Raw genomic sequence first — 25,755 nt, forward strand, 5'->3', positions numbered from 1 at the left:
TGTCTCGATTCTAATTTAGACATCAGACTCTCTATTTAACATCTTCAGTAATTTGTTTTTTACGGATGTTAATTGTTTGGGTTGATTGACCTGTATGTTGCGCATGTCCCTAAAAAGGCGAAATGCCAAAATAGTGACGTCAAATCTATGGCACTCAGCCTGGAGACTTGTCAATCTACTGTGAAGTGCGCGTTAATGTTCAGATACAACCTTGCCTTTTTCTTATCTATTTTATTGATCCCATTCTTCGCCCAAGCTGACACTACAGGGCTAAAAATGGATCTGTCCGTAGATAGTGCATCTTATGACAATGGACAAGAGGTGGTTTACACGCTTGTTTTAACGAATGGCTCAGACAAAGCCATTAGTGACTTTGACGTTAAAGATGATCTACTCAATATTCTGACGACAGATGACCAAGGCAAGAGCGTTAACGCGTTTACTCAGGCTATGATCCAAGCGCATTCGACGGTGCTTTCATCAGCGGGTACGTTTAATCGTTTTGGCAACCTAGAAGCCACTGACGTGCGTGTTGCCGCTGGTGGTACGGTGACCTACACAATGTCTGCAATGGTTTCTGATGAGGCTGCGGGAACGATTGATAATTTCGCGACGGCGAGTTCTGGGTTATTGGATTCGATGGCCTCAAATACAGAATCCATTCAACGAGGCCTATATGAACACGACATTACGGTGTCAGTTAATAAGACGCACTACCAACTGAATGATGAGCTGACCTATACCATCAAGGTATCGAATACCGGTGACACTGTTATTAAGGCGATTGACGTTCAAGATGCTATTGCTGATATCAAGACGCTTAATATTGAAGGTGCACTTGAATCGGCTTTTACTGCCAACGTGAATTCGGCTTCTGTCGAAGGGGACGAAAGTGACGCCGGGACATTTAGTTCATCAGGGAATTTAGTTGTGAGTGATGCCTCGATAGATATCGGCGGATCTATTACTTACACCATCGAAGCTACCGTTGCCGACAATTTAGTCGGCGATATTGTTAATAATGATGTGACAGCTGAAACTCGTGATGCTTTGGTTTCTGCTGATGTGCTAACCACGCCGCCCGCTGCGCCAAACGTCTCTCTTACTCATACCTTAAACCAATCAGACAGTTACTTGGTTGATGACAAGTTTTCTTACACGGTGAAGGTAACCAACCAAGAAAACTCAGGCATTGCTTATCACTACTCTGTTCAGCAGTTTTTGGAAGATCTAAAGACCGACTTAGGTAATGACATCGGGATCGACAAGAACGCTGATGACACAACTGGCAACCCGTATGAGTCTTGGACCAACCAAGTTATTACTCTAGGTTCCAACAGCCGCTCTGAATTAGCGGATAGTGGCGTTGAATCTAATAAATCGTTGGATGATGTCGTCTCAATTTATCCAGGTGAGCAAATCCTTTACTCAGTGGAGGTTGATGTAAGCCCAGTTTCCATTGGTGTCATTCCTGAAGTTGTCGCTCGGGTAGTGGATGCTGGTGGCACGGCAGGTTCTGGTGATGTGCTAACAAATCCTTTAGACACTAAAGAAGTCATCCACTCTTCATCGAGCCAAATTACTCGCAATAAGAAAACGACTGACACTACGTATGTGCCAGGGATATCTGGTCAGAATGAAGTGGTTTACGACATTGTTGTTTCGAACAAGGATTCTGAGTTCTTCGCAAACGATATTGAAGTTGTCGATAAATTTGCATGTATTGTGACAAAGCAAACGGATGGCAGCCTGGGTTCAGCATTCTCTGAATGGAAGTTAGAGGTGAGTGATCGTAGTGGTGACGGCTCGAATTACGGTTCGTTTAACTATGGTGCGTGGACAACTGACGACATCAATCTAAAACTCGACCTCGCGCCTGAAGGTGCCGTTCATTACAAATTGACCGCAAGAGTGGCTGACACCAGTGTGGGTCAAATTGTTGATGATGGTGCGGACGCAGGCTTGTGTTTGGGCGATAACCTAAGCGAGTCGGGTTCTGGTGTCCAAATGCCAAACTCGAAATTAAAAGTCCAAAAGGAGGTGGATTCTCGTTACTACTCAGCTGGTGGCACTCTAAATTATGACATCACGGTAGAGAATAACGGTGATGGCTACGCGATTGATGTGCCGGTTTATGATGATTTAGTCTCTATCATGACTCAGTCTATTAACGATACGCCGACTAAAGCGTATTTGAGCTGGGTGATTACTGCGAAATCTTACGCTTCTGATGGCTCTATTTCGACAAACAGTGATCCTGGCTTTACTGGCCAAATTGAAGGTGATCAAAATAATAAAGTGATCTTAGATGAGAAGGCTAAGTTAGCCCCACACGATAAGATTGTTTATAGCATTGCAGCGGTCATAAACCCAATTGCCGATGATGAGATTCGAAATGAAGTGACGGTAGACAGCGTTCTTTATTCCGATAGAGGAGCTTATCCACGTGATTATTACCTCACTCTGGACAAGCGTGTAGATGGGCATAATGAACAAAATGCCTATACCGACACGACGACCGAAATCACCTATACGATTAAGGTGAGCAACCCGGAAGGGAATGGTTTTGCATCTAATATTAACGTTAAAGATGAAATCAGCACGATAGAGGCTGAGCTTCTTCATGAGCCGGGTGAAACCAAACCGGTATTTTCATCTTGGACGATCAGCGCTCAAAAAGAGGCAGCCTCTCCTTGGGTGCTAGCCGTAACCGACCCTGGTGACTTTTCGGATAATAATGACCTTAACGCAACGGCACAAATCCCTCCCGGCGCTTCTATCACCTACACCATTGTTGGACAGCTTGACCGAAGTGATGACAATGAAATCCTATGGGGATCGTTCAGCAATACAGCCAAGGTAACTGGCCTAGATACCAACCTATCCGATACGGTTCACACCTACCCAAGTGAACCTAATCTTATTGTCGATAAGACTGCTCAAAACTCTGATTTTGTGGGAGGAGAGCGTACTACCTTCGATATTTATATTTATAACCGAGGTGTTGGTTACGCAAATAATGCAACAGTAAAAGACAGTATTTCTGCACTTAACTTCTTTGATAGTTGGACTATTGTAGGTACAACGAATACGGACCAACCTGGCTCGCGCTACGGTGACATCGCTGACAATACAGATATCGATACCAATGTAGATATTACCCCTGGAGGTTGGGTGCACTATGAGGTAAGTGGCGTGGTTAGGTCTGATTATGAAGAAGACCAAGTATCAAACCGTGTTGATGTTTATGACCCGATCACAGACCGTGAACACAGTTCTTCTGCGCAAATAGATAACTCGAACAGTGCCTATGACATCAACGTTTCACTGGCCAAAACGACGGATGTAGTCCGTTATACACCGGGCGAAGATCTCACTTATACCATCGTTATTGGCAACAATAGTGATACCGAAGAAACCGATCTTACTCTGATTGATCGACTGACTCAGATTACAACGACGCTTGCGAACGATAAAGACGATGAAGCTGAAGATTTTATCGGCCAAAATCCGTTTGAATATTGGTCGGTTGACCCAGGTACTGGAACCTTTGGTGGTGAGCAAACCACAGATGTCGAAATCCCTATTTCAATTAAAGCTAAAGAATTTGTTACCGTACGTATTAAAGCTCGCGTGAAAGACAATGCGGTATCGAATGGTGTTGTAGATAGAGACGGTGGAATTATCCGCAATGAGGCGATACTGGTTCACAACGCCAATGCTGATTGTACTGATGATTGTGAGTTTGCGAAACGTGCAGTGGCTGAAAACCACCAAGTTCACAACAGTGGTGGCGTGGTTCGTTCAACCAATATTAATCGATATTCGCCGGGCGATGAGCTGACTTATACCATCAAGTACAATTCTCAGGATGGCCATGGTTACCGCAACAATGTTGACGTCAATGAACTGATTAATGGTATCTCGGTTGAGCTTCAAGACGGTACGTTTGGCAATCCGTTCTTCGATGATGCGGCGGGTACGAATAAGTTTACGGTTGCCGTTGCGAAGAGCGATCCTGCAAATGCGGGAACAACCGATGGCACAAACGACGGTGATGTTAAAAACGATACCGATATCGTGACTTCCATTGATATCGACGCAGGTGAAGACGTGACTTACACCGTTACGGGTGTCGTTAGACCTGATGCGACTGGTGATATTCATTACCGAGATACCGTAGTACTGCCCGATGATTACCACTTGGATTTTGATAAAACAACCGATGAAGTGGTTTATGAACCAGGTAAAACGGTGACTTATCATTTAGTGGTTGAGAACGATGGTAAAGGTAACGCTCACGACATCCCAATCGTCGACAACTTAAAAGACATCACCGTTGATCTCGTTGATGGCTCGACTGGACCTGCGTATTCAAGCTGGACAATTACCTCTATTGCTTCTGGTGCCGATTCTGATTACGTAGATGCTGGTGCGGGCGCGGGTAATGTTTATACCTCAACGGACAGCAATCTCAATCTTCAAGCAGATATTCCGATGGGGGCGACGCTTGAGTATCGAGTGGTTGCGACCATCAACGACAAAGCGAATGGCGGTATCGTGAATGTATTGACTGTCGATGGCGATACAATTTCTCACAATATCCAACAAGAAGCGCGCAAAGTCGATTTTGAGAAGAACATCCTCGCTTACTACGATGCTGATGATAATCCAATGCCAGGGGCGACAAGTTATATGCCTGGGGGATACGTTGAGTACGAAATCTTAATCGAGAACGTCTCTAGCGCTCACGTTGATGATATGAGTTTACGTGACGACATCGACCAAATTAACACACAGTACTTTGATGGCTCTCGTGGCCCAGCCTTTGATAGCTGGACAATTGAAACCTTCTCAGACGGTTCTGGAATCTCAAACCCTGATGTTGATAACTCGATTCGAGATAACCAGCCAATTGATACACATTTTGATATCTCGGCGGATAACTTTGGTCGCTCAGGATCACTCGCATTCGTCCGTTATGTTATTAAAGCCAAGATTAGCCCGAAAGCCGTCGGCTCATTTACTAACCGAGCTCACATGGGCGAAGACAACGGAAATGAATTTATTGCCGTTTCTCCGCCTGCGTCAATGTCAGAACCCGAAATTGCATTCAGCAAGCAAGTATTCTCCGATTCTGGCTTATCGAGTAAGAAAGAGTATTACTCCCAAGCGTCTGGGGAAAGTGAGGTTTACTACCGCGTTCAGATTAAAAATACAGGTAACGGCACTGAGTATGGCTCTCGCCTAGAAGATACTATTTCGGCGATTGAGACACGTATTGCAGAAGATGCTTCATCAACAGGCATTGACCCCGTCGGACAGCCATTTTTGTCTGGCTGGGAAGTGAACCTAGAGAAAACGGCAGCTGCTGACTCTATTACAGATGCGGTTGACTTTGTTTCAGGCAACAATGTTGATATTGATAACGACATTGTTATCGCGCCTCAGGAAAGCCTGACTTTTATCATTCATGGTGTCATCCGTGAGGATGCGTTAGGTGAAATCCTCAACAGAGCGAGTTACGACGGTGGTGTTCGAAGTGCGAATCTACTGCCGCTTGAAAACAAGATTAGTGTTTCTAAACGTGTTGTATCGGTGAATGGTAAACCTTTCTCTGATGGCGACACTTACCTGCCGGGAGACCAAGTCGAGTATGAATTCGTCGTGGCTAACCCAGAAAATGGTTGGGCTAACGATGTGCACATCAAAGATGTGATGAGTAACGTTCAAGTCGAAGTTATTGGCGGGGACGTAGAATCGGCGTTTGTTTCGAGCGAAATATCTCATGACGTAAGCAATGGCATTGATGCTAACGCTGATACTTATGTTCCAGACTACAACGCTAACCACAATCTAAATATCGAAACAGATATCGCCGCAGGTGAAGTGCTCACGTTTAAAGCAACCGGCGTGATACGTGATGACGCATTGGGCACCATCAGTGCCAATCGAGTAACGGCAGACGGTGAATCTGCTACATCTGAAAAGATCCCGCCACAAGCGGTTGAGCTCGATTACTTCAAAACCTTAGTTTATACCGATGGTGAATCTGTTGGTTGTACCGTGCCTTCGAGTGACGGAAAGGGGTGTAACTACGCGCCGCGTGGAGATGTCGAGTATCAAGTAACGCTTGATAATACGGGTGACAGTATTGCCAATGATGTGAGTGTTATTGATGCCATTCATGCCATTAAAACGGAAGATGGTGATGATGCGTTCTCTGAGTGGTCTACAGCGATTGCGGAGGAACCCGCGGGTTCATATGACGTAAAGGGTGATTACAACGGAAGTGTCCCGTTAGATGCGACGGTCGACCTTCGTCCTGATGAGCGTATTGTTTTTGATGTGAAAGGCAAGGTATCAACATCAGCAACTGGCACTATCACCAATACGGCACAGGTTAATGGCGATGACACTAACGACATCGTCTTGAACCCAGGTCGCTCGAACATTCTCGTTGATAAGTGGACCGATACACCAGAGTACGTACCGGGCGGCACGATTAACTACTACATCGATATTACCAATGATGATGTAGACACAGGCTTGTTCTCAATCCGCGACATGATCAGTGGCTTTGAAGTCGAAACTGTCGATGGTTCGATGCAAACGGCCCTCACGCAGTGGACGGTTGATTATGAGGTTCTTGCGAACTCTGCTCCTCTAGATCCAAATGCGAACGACTTCTCAGAGCTAGATAAATTAGTAGGGCAAAACAGCCCAGATATTAATCTGCCAGCCGAATCTCTCAAGATCTCAGGGCGCGATGACACAGGCACCGGTTTCGGTGATCAGCATACGCTTGTCCGTATTCATATCGAAGGCAAGGTTCGTGATGACGCGATAGGTCGTTTTACCAATACCGCCTATTTGCGACATGGTTTAGACGACTCAAAGATAATTCGTCTAAGAGAGGGGTACATTACTCCAAAATCGGGCAACTTGGTGCTAACCAAAGAAGCGACTCCGATAGCTGAACCTGATGCTAAGTACCAACCGGGCCAACCTATCTCATACAAGATCACCATCGCGAATACAGGGGAAGGCTATCTTGTGGATCAGATCCTGACGGATCGCATCGATACCATCATGACAGAAGTAGCGAATAGCCCAGATCAAGAGCAAGCACTGACTAGCAGCTGGATCATCAGTGATGAACAACTTGATGGAAGTGGCGACCCAGCACTGAACGCTCGTAAAGATGTGTCCAATACTGATCAAGGTTACCGTGCGACTTACAGCATTCACCCTGGTGACAGCTACTCATTTGTTGTGACTAATACCGTAAACGACAAAGCCAAAGGTGAGATCACCAATGTGGTTAAAGTCGAAGGCGATGATGGTGAATACACCGCAGACGCGACTTATATTCCTGAAGATGCGCAAGTCGAAATTACAAAAGAGGTTGATAAGGCGGAGTACCTTCCAGGAGAGACTCTGCAATATACAGTGACCGTGACAAACAACGGACTAGGCTGGGCAGAAGATGTTGCTATTGAGGATGCGCTGCAGTCTGTTGAAACCACAATTGCTGGTGGTGAGAAGTCGCAAGCCTTTGAGCCTGCTTCAATCAAAATCTCGGCTGCCTCAACAACGGGTGATACGCCAGTGCCAGTTCTAACGAGTGGCGAAGATCTTAACGAAACGTTAGATATTGCTCCTCAAGATAGCGTTGTTTTCACGATTCAGGTGACAACTAACGCACTTGCAACGGGTGATATCACGAACTTGGCATCAGCCTCCTTCGATGGCACAACTTTTGACGATACTGCGACGAGTACACCTGTACTAGCAACGCTGTCGATCGAAAAAACAGTCGATACGCCTGCATATGAAGTGACAAAGTTAAGCCACTACGAAATCACGGTGACCAACAGCTCTGATGCTTTCGCCTCTGGTGTTCAACTGCAAGACATCATCAGCGGTATTGAAGTCGACACCACGACAGAGACAAAAGAGTCGGCATTCCTAAAGTGGGAAGTCAGCTTTGAAGCGAGTGATGACCGCACAGTGGTGAAGCCAGAGATCTTTGAGTTGAGCGAAGATATCGATGCCAACATGGATATCGCGCCACAAAGCACCGTGACGTTCCATGTTGAAGCATTGATTCGTACAACTGCTGTTGGTGATATTAGTAATACGGCGACCATCACTTATAACGGTACTCAACAAGATTCTGCGGTAGTAATGACGCCGAAAGATTCTGAGTTTGTTGCAACGAAAACCAATGTGCAGACGGAATATGTTCCGGGTGGGGAATTAGAGTTCCTGATCACTATTCAGAATACCTCAAACAACAACATCAATGATCTCAGTGTTGTCGACGACATGAGTACGATTGAAGTTGAGTATTACGACGATACAACAGGCCCAGCCTTTGTTTCTGGCACAACTTCTATGGTAGTGGAATCAACCACTGTGGGGACGACCGCCGAACAAATCAGTCCAACAGAATACAGTGTTGATATCGCTCCACACGGTACGGTCGTTTTCCGTTCAAAAGGTACTGTTGTGGATACAGCGACGGGACGTATCGTTAACACCGCGCAAGTCGATGGCGGGGATGTGGTCAGCCCTCCAGTTCATACTGTCGCGGCCGTTGTTCAGGCAGAGCTCTTTACCGATGCACCTTATTACGTACCGGGCGAGCAGGTTGAGTATCACTTAGTGGTGCAAAACATTGGTCGTGGTATCGCGAAAGATGTCGCGCTCTATACCCAGTTTGCTGAATCAATGGGAGACCATATTGATGGCTCACACAGTAATTCCTTTGATGAAGGGACGCTTAGTGCGACATGGGAAGGAGCAGAGACGCAACCGGGTACCTTTGACGTTGATAGAGACTTGGCCACGGTCGTTGACATCGCACCGGGTGGCAAGATTGATTACACCTTCATCTTGACGGTTAACGAAGACATGCTGACTAACATCGATGTTTTTGGCTATTACCTCGATTTAACAGGTAGTTCAACGGCACATACTCGTTCGAAAAACACCAAGGAATCTGATGCATCTAAACAGATAACGGGTAATCAAGTCTCAGCTTTGAATCTACCTCCAGTAGGTGCTGACCTGGTTGTTGAAAAGCGTTCTGATAAACCTGAATACACCGAAGATGATGACAGTGTTATTTACCACTTAGCGGTCACCAATAACGGCCTAGGTAATGCTGCGAATGTTCGCCTAACGGATGAAATCAGTGAATTGAAGAACAGTGTTGGCAACGAAGTGTTTACCGACTGGACGATTGAAGGGGTAGAAGTCGATGAAACGGGTGCAGTGATTCAACGTCATAGCTTCCCATCAAGTACAGACTTAGATACCACCGTTAACCTTAAGTCTCAAAAGCGCAATGCTTTCGCATTTGAAGTTGTGGGTAGGCTAGGCAAAGGCTTGGATGACGACATCACCAATACCTTTACCGCGACGGAATCGGATGGTACCGAAACCAGCGACAGCGTCACTAATCATATTAAGAAAATTCCAGATAACTCTGGGGTACTTGAGCTAACGAAATCTGCGTTACAAGACACGGCGCAAGTCGGCGACGCGGTTGAATACGAGATCATCGTTGAGAACAACAATGAATCTTACTTTAAGAACGTGACGGTAGAAGACCGTTACCCGGGTGGTTTGAAATACATCGTGGACACGTCAGAAATCGTGTTGAGCGGTATTGATGGTGAGTTTGGTACGGAAGACGATCAGGTCGTTTCTCAAGAGCCATCAGACACCGGCAAGCTGATGTTCACTTCGTTGAACTTTGATCCGGGTGAGAAGCTGCGTATTCGTTACTTATTGCGAGTATCGGTAGGTGCAACCTTTGGTGACTACATCAACACCGCAGTCGCGAAAGTGGATGGCTCGGCAGTTTCCAATGAAGACACAGCCAAAGTAACCGTAGAACCGGACAAGGTGTTCGATACCTCATCGATCATCGGTAAAGTCTTTGAAGATCACAACCAAGATGGATTCCAAGCAGATGCAACCGCGTTCGATGTTGAGTTAACTGCGAACCTAGCAACACAAGGCTACATCGCTGATTCGACACACATCATTCGTGATGGACAAGACGTTGCTGTCGAAGATGGTGCAATAACCACTGCACTTGAGCAAGGTTTGGATCTTGGCGACCTTTGGGGCCATTCAGTAAACCGAACACTGCCAGAAACCAGCAAAGTGGTTATTCAATTCAAGACTCGAACACAGCAGAGCTTTGATTTTTTTGTCACGACCGATGCGGGCTCTCGTATCGAGTTTGATGCACAAGGTCAGATTCAGTTTAAGCATGAATCCGATAAGAAGAAGGGACTGAGCGCGGAAAACCTCAACGTAACCAGAAACCTATATCGCGATGGCGAGGATTACCTATGGGAAATCGTTATCGAGAACAAAGGTATTTACGAAGATGGTATTCCGGGCGTTAAGTTAATGACGGTTGAGGGAATCGTTATTTACACAGACCAGTACGGTCGTTACCACGTGCCCGACCAATGGGTACTCAATAAGAAAGGTAAGAACTTCCTCGTGAAGTTGGACACTGATTCGCTATCCACCTCTATGGAAGTGGTGAGTGAAAACCCGAAAGTGTTGCGAATTACCCCGAACAAGCTCACCAAGTTCAACTTTAGTGTTCATCGCAAAGACCAAGAAAGTGAACAGAAGTAAGCCATTGGAACCGTATCTGGAAATTGTATGAAAGTATTTAGTAAGTCTCGTTTAGCAACGTGTGTGTTAGCTGCCATCCCTGTGATGGCGGTAGCGAAAGACACAGGTAAGCTTGAAAAACTCGCTTCTGAGACGACTGGCATTGAAATCACTAAGCCGAACCAAGACCAAGACAGCTCGCGCATATACCTAGAGCAAGGTGCTATTTGGGCAAGCCGTGACATCACTCGCTTTGACCCAGTATTAGATGTCAGTGTCAGCGATGAGTTGGAAGTTGAGCAGGGCACACTGCGAGACAGTGTCGGATTCACCATTACCACCAACTATGGTTACTACATCAAAAAATACCAGTTAGAGGTGTACCGTGTCGGTGATTTTGGTTTGTCTGAGCCAATCGCTGTGCTTGATGGCGATAAACTGGCAAACGATTCTGACATCAATTGGGATGGTCAAACCGATGTTGACTACCAGTTTGAAGTGGGTGAGCAGTTGATGTTTCGCCTAAAAGCGTGGGACAAAGATGGCAACATGGACGTGACCACTGTTGGTGTGACGGACTTGGTTAAGCCTGACTCTGAAGTCGATATCGATCGCAACGATAACGACGATGAAGAGAGTAAAGACAAAAGCTACGGCCAAGCTAAGTTGATGCGTCACAACATTCCGACCAATGCAGGCTTAGCCAAGTTCATTGGTACCGGTTTGAAAGGCGTCGATAAAGTCATCATCGGTGAAGATGAATTTGACGTCGAAGATGGCAACTTATACGCAGAACAATATCTACCAACAGACTCTTACATTTTTCCAACCAAGGTTGTATTTGATAACGGTGATGAACGCCGCTACAAGCTTTACGTTCGTATCCCAGATACCTACTACGCACAAACGGGTTTGGCTGATCTTTATGTTGGTAAGAACAACGTTTCTGGTAACAGTGATGCATTGAGCGTCGATGACCAGTATCAAGATGACATCTATAACCAAGGTCGTTTGGCGTACTTTGGTCAGGGTAAATTTGGCGACAAACTTCGCGTGACCACTCACTTCGATACTCGAGAAAGTGAGATAAAAGACATGTTCAAACATCCATTCGCGTCAGACGATTCGGATGTGTTCGATATTCTCGAAGACGATGATGAGCTTTATTACGGTAACTATGGTGACAGCTCAAACATTGAAAAAGTAGTCAACACCAAGGGTAAGGTTTACCTCAACGTAGAATACGATAAATCGCAGTATTTATGGGGTAACTACAACACAGGGTTGACCGGTACTGAGAACAACGATTACAACCGTAGCCTCTATGGTTTCAAGGCCGATTACCGTACTCGCGATACCACACAATATGGTGAAGATCGCTTGAACGTGGTTGGTTTTACGGCAGAAGCTGACTCCTTGTATGCGCACGATGAGTTCTTAGGTACGGGCGGTTCTCTTTACTTCCTTCGCCACGGTGAAGCGGTACCGGGAAGTGACAAGGTCTACGTAAAAGTAAAAGATGAATCTGGCCTAGTACAAAACGAAATCCCGCTTGAGTCGGGTGTCGACTATGACTTCGACCCGTACCAAGGTCGAATCATTCTGACCAAGCCACTCGACAATATTTTGTCTGACAGTTTCGGCAGCGTGATTGAAAACGGTGACGATTACGAAAACTTTCTGGTTGTCGATTATGAGTATGTTCCACAAGGTTCAGACTCGCTGGATGCGATGTCTTACGGTGGTCGTGCCAAGGGTTGGATTAACGATTACGTTGGTGTGGGTGTGACGTATGCGACTCAAGAAAAAGACAATCAAGACTACGAGTCTTACGGCACTGATTTAACGTTGCGTGCGACGGAAGGCACCTACATCAAGGCCGAGTTTGCCCACAGTGAAGGTACTCAAACCGAGTCGAATTTTGTCTCTATCGATGGTGGTTTAACCTTTACGCCGATTGGTGACACGTTAGAAGATCGTGAAGGTGACAGCATACAAATCACCGCAGTGACCAGCCTTTATGACCTTGCTCCAACCATCTTTGGTGCAGTAGGTAATGACCTGAAGCTTTGGTATCGAGATAAAGACGCAGGCTACAGCTACGCGAGCAGCAGCGATGACCTTGAACAAGAAGCCTACGGTGCCGAGCTTCGCTTGCAAGCGACCGACCGTTTGGCGGTGCTGTCTCGTTTCTCGACCAACGAAGAGCGCGATGTCGACGGCAACTTAGAAGCGGATACCGAAACCATTGAGGTTGAGACTCAAGTCAAAATCACCGAGCACATCAAGGTGTCTGCGGCGGGTCAACAAACTGAAGAGTTGAACCAAAACGATGAGCAAAGTGATGCGACTTTAGCCGGTGTGCGTTTGGAATACATGTGGGACAGCGACAACAGCGTCTACATCAAAGGACAAACCACAGTCTCTCAATCGGACGACTACGACGAGAACGATAGCGCATCGATTGGTGCGGAATTCCAAGTACTGGAAGACTTGTCGTTGGGTGGTGAATACACCGATGGTGATCGCGGGCAAGTTGCTGAAGCCACCGTGACTTACGATGTGTCTGATGACCACTCCACGTACGTGACTTACGTTGATGATAACTATGAAGGTGAAAACAACGTGATTGTCGGTCAGCGTGCAGACCTCACCAGCAGTGTCGATTTCTACCAAGAGAACCAATTCGTCGATGAAAACGATGGTCACGGTCGTATTGATTCCTATGGCTTTGGTTACGACGTGACGGATGATGTCGAGATGGGCATCGGTTATCAGCTTGGTGAAATTGAGGATGATGAGAACATCACCACAGAGCGTGAGTCCATCAGCTTCAATGCATCGATTGACCTAGACGACATCACCCTAAGCCACAAATTCGAATATCGAGTGGACAAGAGTGAAGACGACCCAGAGATAGCACAGCGTGAGCTGCAACAAATCGTGACGACTAACCGTTACACACATCACTTAACGGAAGAGTATACGCTGTTTGGTAAGTACAACTATTCAATCACAGAGAGTGAAACCACTGGCGAAACCATGGCGCAATTCACCGAAGCCACAGGTGGACTAGCGTATCGTCCGATCTATAACGATCGATTGAACTTACTGAGCCGCTACACCTATATTGCAGACTTCGATCAACTGGATCGCGATGTGGATTATCAAGACGAAACCAGCCAGATCATTGAAGTTGAAGCGATCTACTCGATCGACCAACACTGGGACATCGGCACTAAGTATGCGCATAAAGACAAAGAGCAAGCTTTTGAACGAGCGTCTGGTTCGAATGAGTTGGTTAAAAGCGATATCGACCTATACGGACTTAGCGCTTCTTATCGCGTGATGAAAGAGTGGGACGTGACGGGTGAGTATCACTGGAAAACAGACACACTCAATGATGAGTTAGAGCACGGTGCGTTAGTTTCGGTGAACAAGCACATTGGCGAGAACTTTAAAATGGGGATTGGTTATAACTTCTCTGCGTTTGATAGTGACTTAACCAATGATGACGACTACGACGCATCCGGTGTATTCATTAACTTAGTCGGTAAGATCTAAGCCAGCCCAAAAGTGGGTTGAAAGTTAAGAGTTGAGAATTCGAAGTGACAGTTAAGAGTAAGATGAAAACAATTATTTTCCTAATAAGCGCAGTGATGAGTACTTTGCTGCTTGTTGGCTGTGCAACAGACACCTACGTGAGCCAGGAAAACCGAGACAAGTTTGCTGGCTTAGATGTGTCTAAGTTTTTAATCAGTGAATGTTTGGCGCCTGAACGTGAGGTGCATGTTGCTATCGCAGAGCATTTTGCGTTTGATAAATACAAAATACGCGACTTAGATGCGATCAACTTAGATGCTTTTGTAGAAGAGATCAGAGGTCTAAAAGGGCGTATCACAATTGTTGGTCACACCGACTACAAAGGCTCATTGGAATATAACCAACGTCTTTCACAGCGTCGCGCTAAATCCGTCGCAGACTATTTGACAGCACACCTCGATCCAACGAATTACGATTGGGAAGTGAAACACCTTGGTGAGACTCAACCTCTGTTGTTTGGTAAAACTGATAAAGACCGAGCGGAAAACCGCCGTGCATTTATCGTATTTGAAGAGGCTCAAAAGTACGACGAAATGCCTTTCTGTGAACCACCAAAACCAGAGCGTAAGGTGTACATGGCAATGACGCCACACTTTGATTTTGATAAATCAGTGCTTAAGCCAGAAGACTTAAGTCAGTTGGATGATTTCACAGCGCAGTTAAGTGGTTTGCAAGGCAGCATCATGGTCGCAGGACACACCGACCAAGCGGGTTCGGTTTCTTACAATGAGAAGTTGGCAGAGCGCCGCGCAGAAACTGTGGTTAAATACCTTAAGACCAAGCTCGACCCGAATCAGTTCATTTGGGAAGTGAAGTCGTTTGGTAAATTGCAGCCAGCAATCAATGAACGTTCAGATAAAGCCGATGCGTTAAACCGCCGAGCATTTATCGTGTTTAAAGAGTCGGATATTACGGCTGAACAGCAAACACTGTCGGGTAGTGAGCAAGAGCTTCTTCGTAGTGAAAGCGAGCAGAAGCTTGGTAATGACTAAAAGCTAGCCTTTCAAATGACGATAAAAAGCCCCATGCGTTGGGGCTTTTTGATGTTGTAATTTATTCAGAAGGATCAATTAATTTTGGGGTAGCTACCTTGAATCTTAGCGATTTGAGTCTGTACCTTTTTAAACTGCAGCTCTTCATAGAATGACATTACGACCTTGTTTTTTCCCTGAGCCTTTAACCGAACGTCAAAAAGCCGATTGTTGGCATTGATGAAGTCACGTTTTAACTCCGGAGATAAGTGGTCGTCTACATGTAAGTACTTTGACTCCAAAATAAGAAAATAGAGCGTGTTTTGCGTAAAGCCAACTAACCCCGAGCTCTTTCTCGTTGTGCCGTCAGACAGAATATTCACAAAGGTAAACACACCATTGTTGATATAGACATGCAATGAGCGTTCGGGACCACTTAATGAGCTCTCGAGTGTGAATTCATACCCGACGAGTTTGATCCAAGGGCTTATCAAGAGCAAAATCGCCAGTAGCAACGATACCTTCCATAATGAAACTCTACCAGAAGCCCAAATCGCCCCTAAATTGAATGTTTTCGATTTTTTCATGTTCCAACCGTTTTCGCATATAAATTGTATTTTTATCTGAGCTTAGCTGTGCGACATTAATTTTAGATAAGTGCTGGATGGCGTCTAGTTTAAGTACTTCACTGTCGTCTAAGTCGCGGTTAGCAAACTCATAATCCCGATCGAGAGCAAACATGAATACCGTGTCATTGAGCACGGCATAAATGCCATATCCTTTTCTCACTACCTCGTGTGGCAGAAACTGAACCGATGAATAGAGACCGTGAAAGAATTGTATGTGGGTTTCGGCATGTCGCTTAGTTTGCCCAGAGTAAATTGAGAACTCTCCGCCAGTGGCATTGATATAGGGAATAGCCAAAATGGCGAAGATAATGAGTAGTGGTCGTTTGAGCTTCATGAAAACCTCAGTTGAAAATCGAGTGATACAGAGTAAAAGCGTAAGTCCAGATACATACCGTCAGTATCAGATCTTCCCAACGAAGCCGCTGGTGCTCGCGATCGCAACTAGAAATACCGGGGTTAATCCGTTTCCTCTTCGCTCTTTTTTCCACTGATAGAGGGCTTACAGGATCAGTACCTGAAACCTTGAGTCGTTTAGAACTCGCACTCCGTTTGATATTGGGCAGTTCGCCTTCACCAACCAACTGAATGGAAGTCGGAATTAACAGTTTGTAGCCATGTGAGGGCACTACGCGTATTTCTGAGTCGTCAATGATGGCCTTAAGCTTCTTCCTCAGGTGCATGATGCAGACATTCAACGAATTTGGGCCAACCACACGATCTGGCCAACCCGCCTTTTTCAGGTCTTGACGACTACAAGGCTTATAACTGTTGTCATAGAGAACATGCAGAACATTAAACTCGATGGTGCTCAGAGATACAGAGTGCAACAGAGTGAGTGGTTCTCCGTCATAGAGTTCTAATGCGTCTCGTTTTGAATTTAGATACAACAACATGGCTTAATTACAGTGCTCGCTAGGAAGAAACACGATATCGCCCGCATGAATCAAGTCGATATTTTTGAGATCTGTAAAGCTATGATTGCGCTTTTTCAGTTCTTCAAAACTAATGTGGTGATTGTGAGCAATCTTAATCAGCCAATCGTCTTTTTTAACGATGTAGCGAACCGTCTCGCAGGTTTGAGGCTCTACCTCAGCGACAGCCTTAGGTTCATACACCGTCACTTCTGACGTAGAAGAGACCGAAATGTCGTCGTACACAATCGGTTCAGGGACTGATTCATTTTGTGTCGGGAAGTGGTAGCGCATCCCAACACTGAGAACTTGCAGATCTTTTTCTGGATCATCGCTGAAGATGAACTTATAGCCGAACTTCATGGTGAGATGCTCGTCGAATTCATACTCCAAACCAAGTTGGCTGATCGGAAACCATGTATTTCCCTCCAGTAACGAACCCGCACCAGCGTATAGGTTGTAATGGCGTGACAGTGGGATCGTACCGAGTAACGAAATATCGGTGCTGTTGAATCTCTGTTCCTCAACTTCCGAATAAGGGTAATCTGGTTCTTTCATGGTTTTAATGTGTCCGTAAAAGCCAGTGCTGGCTTCGATAGACCATGTTTTACTAAGGTCGTAACCCAATAGAATTTGACCACCAAATGTGGTGTCAGATACCTCAGAGTTTGTTTTGCCTGCGTTCGTGACGTCAGCTCCGATGTAAAACGGAGAAGTGTCGGCCAAGCATAGGTTAGGCAAGATTAAGGCGCCGGCGATAACGTATTTCGTCGCTAAAGCGTCACCGAAAGAAAAAGTCGATAGTTTCATTAGTACAGTTCCTCAAACATCACGGTGAAATTTCCTGAATAAGTACCGGTTTCAACGTCTGTCGAAGGAATATTCTGGTAGTTAACATTAAGATCGAAATTGATCACTGAGCTCGGTGACTGAATCACATAGCTGGTTTGATTATTGTCGAGTTGATTGACGCCATTTTTAACCCAATCTGTATCCTCACAGTTCGCTTCATTGCACTGGATAGAGTAGGGAATCGATGTCTTACCTGATGCTGATGTCAGCTCAAATTCGTTGGTGAGTAACGTCATCGATAAACCAGTACTGAATTGGCCTAGCGCAGTGATATTGAACGTGGTCTGCGCCGATACGGTATGATTTGTTGTGTCATACACTGGACTTAGTACACCATCGCCTACCACATCAATGCTTTCTAAGCTGTTTGGTGTGTAATCGATATTGACGGTAAAAACGTCAGGCAAAATTCGGTAGGTTAGCGCGCCACCGGCAGAGCGGTAGTAGTATTTGATATCTGCAGGGACCGTCGCCGTGTAGACACCTTTTGCCTGACCTTGAAGTGCGTTCAATAGTGAGGTTGTGTCTATGTTGAAGGTCGGACGATAGAAATAAAACGGCGTGATGGATTGCGGATAATCCAATGAGAAATCCGCACTGCAGTTTTGTGTATCGTTGTCATGAAGTGTAACGATGGTTCCCGATAATTGAGATTGGCTGCATACCGGTGTCACGAACAGGTTGTCACCGCGCGTGAAAGGGTTTGATGCCGTATTGTATTGCAGACCATTGACCGCAATTGCCGCTTCCACACTCTGACCCGCATTACTGGTTAATGTCATGGTGTCTGGCTTGTCTGTAACAAACGCACTTGGCAAAAACTGACTCGTTGTCGTGAGGCCACTCGCGATAGACCAATCACTCAATGTGTAGTTATTTCCACCGAGTGTGATGGCGTTTTCAAAGCGTATCTGTTGTCCCTCAATATTGATGTTGAGAGTGGCTGCATAATTTGGCATAGCCGCGAACAGTAGCGACCATAAAACGAGTCGTTTCATTATTTGCTCTCGCTCAGAGTCACATCTTGGCGGTAACTTTCGTCGTGGTTAACAACGGTGACTTTTAGGTCTGAAAGATCAATGTTTTCCGGCAGAGGGTAGTTACGCTCACGGCCAGCTAGAGACATGATCGTAGCTTCACAATCTTCTGTTACTTCATCTGTGCATTGATCGACATAAGCACGCACAAAGCTGTTACCTGTGTTGCTGATGTGCAGTTGGCCTTGGTCTAAAGAAATTGAATAATCAATATCTTGAGTTTGTGCTGGGATAACAAACAACGGTCGGTAGCCAAAGTTAATCGTCACTGCTGAATCCAACTTGCCTTCAGGGTCGTATGGAGAAGGTTCAAAGCTGACGAGGTAGTACTGGTCTTCAGTGAAGTCACATTTGTTACCACACAAAGAGCGCACGCCAATTTGTTTTTGACGGTGTGGTTCTAGGATGGTTTTGTTATGAGTTAGGGTAACGTGCCAATCTTCAAAGTTGTTTTCTGAGTACGGAACACGCGTGATCTCGCCATCTTCAACCACCAATTGAGTAATGTTGGATTGGATGAATTCCGTGATCTTGTTGCTATTAGTTAAAGTGAATACACCATTTCCGTATTCGTCTCCAACCAATAACATGGTATCGACGTTCATCGCGTTAACAGAGGTTGCAAGAGCAGCAGTCAGTAAAATAGGAAGCTTTTTCATAATCAGTTACCTTCAGGTCGGTTAAGTACAAAGTTGTGCTCTCGTAGCGATTCCGAATTGGCGTAGCGAGCAACATTTTCTATGTGTTGACGTTGTTGATGACTGAGTTGAAGATCCTTATTTACAGTCAGGTAAACAAAAGAAGTACGACCTAGACGAGTAGTAATAAACTCCATCCCGCTGTCAGTCAGTGCATGCAATTGTTCGTTCAGTGTGTTGATGTCATCGAATTCACCGATGTACATCACGTTAATTTCTTTGTCGTTGCTCACGAACATCATTGATTCCATTGGATTCAAGTTTGGTTGGCAGAAGTTCGTACCAAAATTCAGCTGTTTCGCATCATCGACAGACGGTAAGTAGCACTGCTGACCATTACTGGTTAGTGCGAACTGTTGGCCTTCTTGTACGTCTACTTTGTGAATGCCAGACGTAATGCTTGATACGTTCAAACAAGCTGGGCCTTCACATTCAATGTCGTGTATGTCATTGCCGAAAATATCTTTAAATTTACTGACAAAGCTGATCACACGGCTCACGTTTGAATTCAATTCGATGACCGAACCAGGGTGTGTGTATCCCGTCACTGATTGTTGGCCTGTGTTGTACAAAGCGACGCTCTCGACATCAAGTTCTATGGTTGCGGCTTGGTAGTCGTCTAGTGTGATGACAGCTCGGTCGTCGTAGATGTATTGTTTATTCATCACTTGATCATCAGTTCTTACCACCACCAAGCCTTTGGTTTTGCGTTCATCGGCATCAAAGCGGATGTTGTTTTGGGTATCGACCACCACATAAGCATCACTTTGTGCTGTAGTGAAACTCACGCTCTCACCACCAATAATTTGGGTACTGCGTAATGTCGCGTTTAACGCTTTTTCGCCATTGTTCGCGGCGTAGACAAAGCCGTCAGCTTGGTAATGCTCATCACGTTGTGCGGCATACGCTGTTACATTCGTCACCGCCGCATTAGGTGAGTTAACGTAGTAACTGTTACTGGCAGTAAGTCTTAAATCTGTATCTTGGTCTTCGACTAAATCTTGTGTCTCTAAGCTGTTGGTGTATTGGCTAAATCCATTCTCTGTGACGGTGAAACCCGTGTTGCCAGTTAGCTTCAATGAAAGAGGTACCGACCAATTTAGAGAGATGGAGAGTTCACCATCATCCCAACTGGATGTCAGTTGCTCATTGTTAAAGGTGATGTTCAGGTCGAGAGTTGAATCGACAATAAACGGTGCACTTAAACCAGAAGATAGTGACCAGTTACTTAGCGAGCTGTTGTATAAATTACTTTGTTCGATGTAATTCACAGAGCTATACCCACGCACCGTGTCACCAATGGTGTAGCTGGTGGAAATACCGAGCTGTTCTTTGTCACTGGCACCGTATAAGTATTCTGCAAATGGGTTTTGGTTTGGGTTATTTAGGCGCTCATAGGTAAAGCCCAAGCTGCCAAGGTTCCAATAACCAGACAAATACCAAGCTTCTCTATCGATGTTCGAAAGGAACATTTCATAGCGGCTATCGAATGGCAGGTAGCCTTTAAAACCCAATTGGCCCATCGCATGTTCGTTGGTCAAAGTGCTACCAATCGCGACCGTTTGTGTGTCCGACCATTTATAAGCCAACCCACCTTGAAGGAATGCCACGCCTTCGAATTCATTCGTTGAAGACATCCCTGATGGTTGGTCTTCGTCACTTTGATAAGTGTCGTTGTCTTGAAATTGGCCCGCGGCGATCGAGTAATCGAATTCGCCAGTATTCAATGTGTCTGTATTCGCGTTATAAATTCGTACCGATTCAGAAGAGACCACTTGAGTACCCACAGAGATCTCAACGGTTACGTCATAAACGCCGTTGGGTAGCTGTGAGTAACTAATGCTGCCTTGGCCTTCTTGTACAGACTGTTGCACGATGATTTGCTCATCGCGGAATATCTTGAGTACGCCTTGTGTTTGCGCATAGAAGTACAGCGATTGGTCTTCGTTTTTAGCAGTACGGCTTAGGTTCTTGCTCGAAGACAAATTCACGTTTACGTCATGATATTGCGTGCTGTTGAGCAAGAAAGAGGTGCTATTTAGAGCCAAGCGATCTTGGTGGTAGCCAGCCGTTAAACGCAGGTTTTGGTACTCTAGGTTGTAGTAGCCGTAATTCAGTTCAGACGCATCTTCTTGGTTGCTCAGATAGGTATCGACATGAACCGAGCCATAAGGCAGCCCCAAGATGAATTGATCACTTAAATTCACATTTAAGTCATTAGTAAAATCGCTTGATGTGTACAAGCTTGCGTTGTTAATCAAGCCTGGGTTTGCGTTGTAAGTCGACGCGTAATGCTTCTTGAGTGCTTTCGGTTTACTTTCCTCAAGCAGTTCTTTATTCACATAGAGGTACAGCTTGTTTGAGTGATAGTCATAAAAAGTGTCGTAGCTTTTCGGTGTAAGGCTACATAAGTTAAGGTCACCCTGGCAGTCGACAGTATTCGACTGGCCGCGAGTAAACCCAGCAACTATCTGTTTTGCTGTGCGCTCGTTTAATCCTGATGACATCAGCTCACTTGCAACGGCAGTTGCATCTTCAGGATTACTGAATTGCACTGAATCGTAAGTTACCGACATAGGAATTGTCATGTAACGACCATCAATGTTTTTTATCTCGACATCGCGCTCTTGTTGCGAATAAAAATCTTCAAATCCCGCTGGAATTAAAGTGTTTCCATTAGCAAAAACCAGTTGTGACAAGGTCAACGAACCTAAGATCGTTGTTGTAATAAACGTGCTATTTTTCACAGTGAAAGCTCCGCTAAAACAGATAATTGGCCTTGGCACAGGTTTGAGCCTGTCGGTAAAGCCCCAAAGGATAAGATGACGTCGTATTCGCTACCCTTTAGGTCGTCTGATGTGGTATTGAAATCCATCAGAACTGGGTTCGATAACGTTAAGGGTTGCTCCGCGACAGTGACATCGACAAGGTCAGCAGGCGTTGGTAATACTTGCTTATCAATGTCGAAACACTGTGCAGTATTGCCCGTCATGAATAACTGGAACCGAGTTGATTGGTCTGAACTCGGAATATCGGTTTCGACCAATAACTGGGTTGTTGCATCACGAAAAGAGCCACTTTTTGGATCGACCGTTAGCGTCAATGAAGAAGGGGAAAACGCGACCTCTGTAATCTGATAAGAGAAAAAATGCTTCTTATCAATATCACTCGTTAACTGGAACGTATGAGTTTCTGCATTGGCATAAAGGCTCATAGCGCCTGCAGTCAACAGAGCGAGAAGTGGACGAGTTAAGTAATTCACAGTTTTCCCCAAACGACTTAAAGTGAACCGTCGTAGCTAGCAGCCATCTGAACGATAACTTGTGCAGTACCTTCTACAGAGATATCTTGAATAGGTGTGGTATTTTCTACTGACAACTCAACGTATGCACCCTGATGGCTGTTTGGTTGAGCTGCTGTTAGCTCTGTACCGCCATTAAAAACACTGACGTCAGCATCTTGAGTTATTTGACCTCCAACCAAGACTTGTGATGTTACGTAAGTCCAGTTTGCAAGAGGCTGTCTGTCACCTGTTGTCGAGTTCGCTGAATCAAAATCGCGCGCTTCTAAAACAACTTCTGAAGAAGTGAACGTACCTTCAGAGGTCACGTACAACTCACCAGTTTGAATGTCACCACCACCTAAACCCGTGATGATAAGGTTTGAACTTGGCACTGAGTTTCCTATTACACCTGACCAAATTGCATCTGCTGTTGCAACGTCATCTGCCGCGTGTACCGAACCAGAAGTCATAGCGAATGCTGTTGCACCCATCACGAAAAAGTTATTAAGTTTCATCTTTGTCACCTATTGTTTATAAATGTATGTATAAAAATAAAAGGTGCATTGGCATCGAGATCACATGCACACTTTCGAGGTGACTGATTTGACTTCAATGGCGTATGAATTGGAAATAAAAGCCCGTTAATAGTGCTTTATACGCAGTTAATAACGTTTAATTTTTTAGGTTTATCACGGTTAACTGACTGATAAATCGTGTTTTATGTTTTTTTAGGCTACTTTTAGTAGGTGGCAGTAATACAGGGAAAAGAATGTTTAAAAGACTTTCTATAGATACAGTAAGAAGAACCATCACTTTGATAGACAGTGACTCTGGGCAAGAGAATCAGCCCTTAGAACTGAATCGAAGTGAATACAACTTGTTGTTGGCTTTCTGTGAATCACACGGAGAAGTGATTGATAAGCAGGCGTTGATAGAAAAAGGATGGCCAGGAAGAGTGGTTGGTGATAACTCTTTGGCCGTTGCTATCATGAAGTTGAGAAAAAAGTTAGACAGTTTAGATCTTGGGTTTGAAGTGAATAATTTGCCCGGAGAAGGGTATGTGTTCATCAACGCCATGAACATTGAAATTGTTCATGATGAATCTGCAGCAAATAATGAAGCGATCATTGAGTCTCAAGAATTAGGTCATGATAAAGAGACAATTCAAGAGCCCGTTTCTCAGGCAGTTGATGACAATGTAGAAACGCCGATGACGACTCAAGATTCGACCGCGTCTTCTGCCTCTAACGCGTTTCAACGTTGGAGCAAAAAGCCCGTTGTTTGGGAAATCACCATTGCACTGTTTATCGGCCTAATCATGTTCTACTTCGTTTATCGCGAAGCCTTCGAGTGCTTTGAGTGTTTCGGCGGAGGTGCTGGTGGTTAGCCTCAAGTCTCTGAGCCTACGGATTGGGCTTTTTATTGTGGTGCTGTTTTTGGTTCCATGGTTTTTGTCTTTGGGTACTTACTTTTCTGGCTATGCTCACTTTGAAGACGATGAACACGACATTATTTTGAATGCAAAGTCTGGCCTTTATAAGACTATCCACAGTTATGAAGGGCAGGTGTATCGAGTGCATCGAGGGATTTATGCATCTTTGGGGGATTCATTGTACTTCTTTTCCTTAGATGGTGATTATCAAGCGAACCTTGACCCCGAATTTGCAGCCAAGGTTGTGGCGAGCGATTTGGAAAACTATTTTAGAGGTTTAACCCACGTGCGCATCTCTGAAAAAAACGGAAAAGCGATTGGGCTATTGCAGAAAGACGATATTAAGAAGAAGTTCGACCAAGTGGTGATTCAAGGACGGTTAAAAGTATGGGATTAACGAGAAAAACGAAGGTTCTATCCATCATTGCCTTACTTGTATTGCCGCTTCTTGTACCTTGGGCGAATGCCATGTTTAGCGACTTCAAAATAACCAGTCATTTTGACGATCGTGATGTAACCATCATTGGATCTCATGGTCGGTTCAAAGCTCAAGCCGCTTATCATGATGGTACTCATGCTGTCGGCACGGGCTATTATGGCACCTTACTTGATACGATTTACTTATTGACAGTACGTAGTGATAAAGTCGTGGAAGGCAATCCTAACAACCTCAACGCGTTTCTTCGTTCCCACCAAACGCTACTGGTATTTAAGATTAAGCAAGACGAGCAAGGGCAATACGTTGTAAGAAGGCTTGAGGAGGACCCAAGGTTGGGAATGCATGAAAACAAAATCGAGGCCGCTGGATATTTTGGGCCAATCTCATCAATACCAACTCCAGCACAGTTATAGGTTGTTGTTTATATTTATTGGATTATTTTGAGCGTTAGTATTAAACAGAAAAGGCTAGATTGATATCTAGCCTTTGTTGTATCTGTGCTTAGCAACAGTGTGATGTTCGCCCTTCAACTCGCTGGCGATTTGGTTTGGAATACAGATTATTGAGATGGCAAATTCTGCTTCAACTCTAGAAGCATTTGATACGCACTTTCTCCAGACATCTCATAAGGATTGAATTGATCAGATGTTGAAAACTGTAAGTTCACTAATTCGGTCAGGCTTGATTGCGGAATATCGCCCATTGACCAATCGCCAAACTCCCGACAATCTATCTCTTTGAAATATAAGATCATAACTTTCTCGTGCCGCTTATCATTGAGAATATGATTGTAGGTATGGTTAACAGCAGTTCGTGAACCTTCGATACATTGTAGGAAATACTTATCGTTGTGACTAAGAAGGCCAGTTAAGTGGCTTTGCTTATTACGATCGTGTGAGATCTCGAGAATTTCATCTAAAGCCTTCGAGTCGCAGCTTTCACAAAGCGTACTGACATAAATTAACCGAGTTAGGCGCATAGGCATCACTTCGAATTTTGTTTAAAAGGTACTAATAAATATAAGCCAAGCTCATGGAATTGCTAATTATTGGTAGAATTATCACTAATGGGTTTTGGGGAAAGGGCAACAATCAGGATTCGTTAGAAAAGAAGGAGTGGAAATCGGTTTTAGAATAATGGGAGAGTCTATAGCTTGATCGTTTCTGAGGTTGGAGCCATGAGCAGGCAACTTTCGTTATTTAAGATGGTGTTTCGTCGTGTATGTTGTCTTACGTAACCACACATTTGAT

General features: G+C 44.9%; 16 protein-coding genes. 6 read left to right on the plus strand and 10 right to left on the minus strand.

The genetic code is table 11. The annotated features are described in order from the left end of the window. Positions 1-276: 276 nt before the first annotated feature. The 3 genes from L0992_06070 (at position 277) to L0992_06080 (ending at position 15,245) form a co-directional block, all read left to right on the plus strand. The gene (locus tag L0992_06070; protein ID XGB68691.1) at positions 277-10,671 is read left to right on the plus strand and encodes a DUF11 domain-containing protein; all 10,395 of its coding nucleotides are present in this window, start codon (positions 277-279) and stop codon (positions 10,669-10,671) included. 27 nt (positions 10,672-10,698) lie between these two features. Then, complete coding sequence (locus tag L0992_06075) at positions 10,699-14,214, plus strand: hypothetical protein (protein XGB68255.1); 3,516 nt, start codon at positions 10,699-10,701, stop codon at positions 14,212-14,214. 62 nt (positions 14,215-14,276) lie between these two features. Further along, positions 14,277-15,245: an OmpA family protein gene (locus L0992_06080; protein ID XGB68256.1), complete on the plus strand. Its 969-nt coding sequence runs from the start codon at positions 14,277-14,279 to the stop codon at positions 15,243-15,245. Between the two features lie 74 nt (positions 15,246-15,319). Here the strand turns inward: L0992_06080 and L0992_06085 are convergent, their stop codons facing one another. From L0992_06085 to L0992_06125, 9 genes are read right to left on the minus strand one after another with little or no spacing between them, the layout of a single operon-like run. Beyond that, positions 15,320-15,811 carry a hypothetical protein gene (locus tag L0992_06085; GenBank protein XGB68257.1) on the minus strand — a complete coding sequence of 164 codons (492 nt, stop codon included), beginning with the start codon at positions 15,809-15,811 and terminating at the stop codon, positions 15,320-15,322. Beyond that, positions 15,762-16,187: a hypothetical protein gene (locus L0992_06090; GenBank protein ID XGB68258.1), complete on the minus strand. Its 426-nt coding sequence runs from the start codon at positions 16,185-16,187 to the stop codon at positions 15,762-15,764. The genes L0992_06085 and L0992_06090 overlap by 50 nt, the downstream gene beginning before the upstream one ends. 7 nt (positions 16,188-16,194) lie before the next feature. Next, positions 16,195-16,746: a helix-turn-helix domain-containing protein gene (locus L0992_06095; protein ID XGB68259.1), complete on the minus strand. Its 552-nt coding sequence runs from the start codon at positions 16,744-16,746 to the stop codon at positions 16,195-16,197. 3 nt (positions 16,747-16,749) lie between these two features. After that, positions 16,750-17,574, minus strand: coding sequence for an outer membrane beta-barrel protein (locus L0992_06100; protein ID XGB68260.1), 825 nt, complete (start codon positions 17,572-17,574; stop codon positions 16,750-16,752). Beyond that, positions 17,574-18,614 (minus strand): hypothetical protein, encoded by a 1,041-nt coding sequence (locus tag L0992_06105; GenBank protein XGB68261.1) that lies wholly within the window; start codon positions 18,612-18,614, stop codon positions 17,574-17,576. Before L0992_06105 ends, L0992_06100 begins: the two co-directional genes overlap by 1 nt. Continuing rightward, the gene (locus L0992_06110; GenBank protein XGB68262.1) at positions 18,614-19,312 is read right to left on the minus strand and encodes a hypothetical protein; all 699 of its coding nucleotides are present in this window, start codon (positions 19,310-19,312) and stop codon (positions 18,614-18,616) included. Before L0992_06110 ends, L0992_06105 begins: the two co-directional genes overlap by 1 nt. A 2-nt stretch (positions 19,313-19,314) precedes the next feature. Beyond that, the gene (locus L0992_06115; GenBank protein ID XGB68263.1) at positions 19,315-22,098 is read right to left on the minus strand and encodes a TcfC E-set like domain-containing protein; all 2,784 of its coding nucleotides are present in this window, start codon (positions 22,096-22,098) and stop codon (positions 19,315-19,317) included. Then, on the minus strand, positions 22,095-22,613 hold the full coding sequence (locus L0992_06120; GenBank protein ID XGB68264.1) for a hypothetical protein: 519 nt from the start codon (positions 22,611-22,613) through the stop codon (positions 22,095-22,097). Before L0992_06120 ends, L0992_06115 begins: the two co-directional genes overlap by 4 nt. A 17-nt stretch (positions 22,614-22,630) precedes the next feature. After that, positions 22,631-23,149, minus strand: a complete 519-nt coding sequence (locus L0992_06125; GenBank protein ID XGB68265.1) for a hypothetical protein — start codon at positions 23,147-23,149, stop codon at positions 22,631-22,633. 254 nt (positions 23,150-23,403) lie between these two features. Here L0992_06125 and L0992_06130 point away from each other — a divergent pair, with 254 nt between their 5' ends. Genes L0992_06130 through L0992_06140 form a run of 3 tightly spaced genes read left to right on the plus strand, consistent with a single transcriptional unit; the run spans position 23,404 to position 24,918 of the window. Beyond that, positions 23,404-24,021 carry a winged helix-turn-helix domain-containing protein gene (locus L0992_06130; protein XGB68266.1) on the plus strand — a complete coding sequence of 206 codons (618 nt, stop codon included), beginning with the start codon at positions 23,404-23,406 and terminating at the stop codon, positions 24,019-24,021. 40 nt (positions 24,022-24,061) lie between these two features. After that, positions 24,062-24,463 carry a hypothetical protein gene (locus tag L0992_06135; protein XGB68692.1) on the plus strand — a complete coding sequence of 134 codons (402 nt, stop codon included), beginning with the start codon at positions 24,062-24,064 and terminating at the stop codon, positions 24,461-24,463. Next, positions 24,454-24,918, plus strand: a complete 465-nt coding sequence (locus tag L0992_06140; GenBank protein XGB68267.1) for a hypothetical protein — start codon at positions 24,454-24,456, stop codon at positions 24,916-24,918. Before L0992_06135 ends, L0992_06140 begins: the two co-directional genes overlap by 10 nt. 146 nt (positions 24,919-25,064) lie before the next feature. Here the strand turns inward: L0992_06140 and L0992_06145 are convergent, their stop codons facing one another. After that, positions 25,065-25,484: a BLUF domain-containing protein gene (locus L0992_06145; GenBank protein ID XGB68268.1), complete on the minus strand. Its 420-nt coding sequence runs from the start codon at positions 25,482-25,484 to the stop codon at positions 25,065-25,067. Positions 25,485-25,755 lie beyond the last annotated feature (271 nt).

Origin of the sequence: Vibrio pomeroyi (assembly GCA_041879425.1) — a bacterium.
In the GTDB taxonomy this organism is placed as follows: Bacteria; Pseudomonadota; Gammaproteobacteria; order Enterobacterales; family Vibrionaceae; genus Vibrio; species Vibrio pomeroyi_A.

Coding starts and splice junctions, on each gene's coding strand:
- L0992_06080 (XGB68256.1), top strand. CDS start 14,277: ATGAAAACAATTATTTTCCTAATAAGCGCAGTGATGAGTACTTTGCTG.
- L0992_06130 (XGB68266.1), top strand. CDS start 23,404: ATGTTTAAAAGACTTTCTATAGATACAGTAAGAAGAACCATCACTTTG.
- L0992_06070 (XGB68691.1), top strand. CDS start 277: ATGGATCTGTCCGTAGATAGTGCATCTTATGACAATGGACAAGAGGTG.
- L0992_06095 (XGB68259.1), bottom strand. CDS start 16,746: ATGTTGTTGTATCTAAATTCAAAACGAGACGCATTAGAACTCTATGAC.
- L0992_06145 (XGB68268.1), bottom strand. CDS start 25,484: ATGCGCCTAACTCGGTTAATTTATGTCAGTACGCTTTGTGAAAGCTGC.
- L0992_06100 (XGB68260.1), bottom strand. CDS start 17,574: ATGAAACTATCGACTTTTTCTTTCGGTGACGCTTTAGCGACGAAATAC.
- L0992_06075 (XGB68255.1), top strand. CDS start 10,699: ATGAAAGTATTTAGTAAGTCTCGTTTAGCAACGTGTGTGTTAGCTGCC.
- L0992_06110 (XGB68262.1), bottom strand. CDS start 19,312: ATGAAAAAGCTTCCTATTTTACTGACTGCTGCTCTTGCAACCTCTGTT.
- L0992_06105 (XGB68261.1), bottom strand. CDS start 18,614: ATGAAACGACTCGTTTTATGGTCGCTACTGTTCGCGGCTATGCCAAAT.
- L0992_06125 (XGB68265.1), bottom strand. CDS start 23,149: ATGAAACTTAATAACTTTTTCGTGATGGGTGCAACAGCATTCGCTATG.
- L0992_06085 (XGB68257.1), bottom strand. CDS start 15,811: ATGAAAAAATCGAAAACATTCAATTTAGGGGCGATTTGGGCTTCTGGT.
- L0992_06140 (XGB68267.1), top strand. CDS start 24,454: ATGGGATTAACGAGAAAAACGAAGGTTCTATCCATCATTGCCTTACTT.
- L0992_06090 (XGB68258.1), bottom strand. CDS start 16,187: ATGAAGCTCAAACGACCACTACTCATTATCTTCGCCATTTTGGCTATT.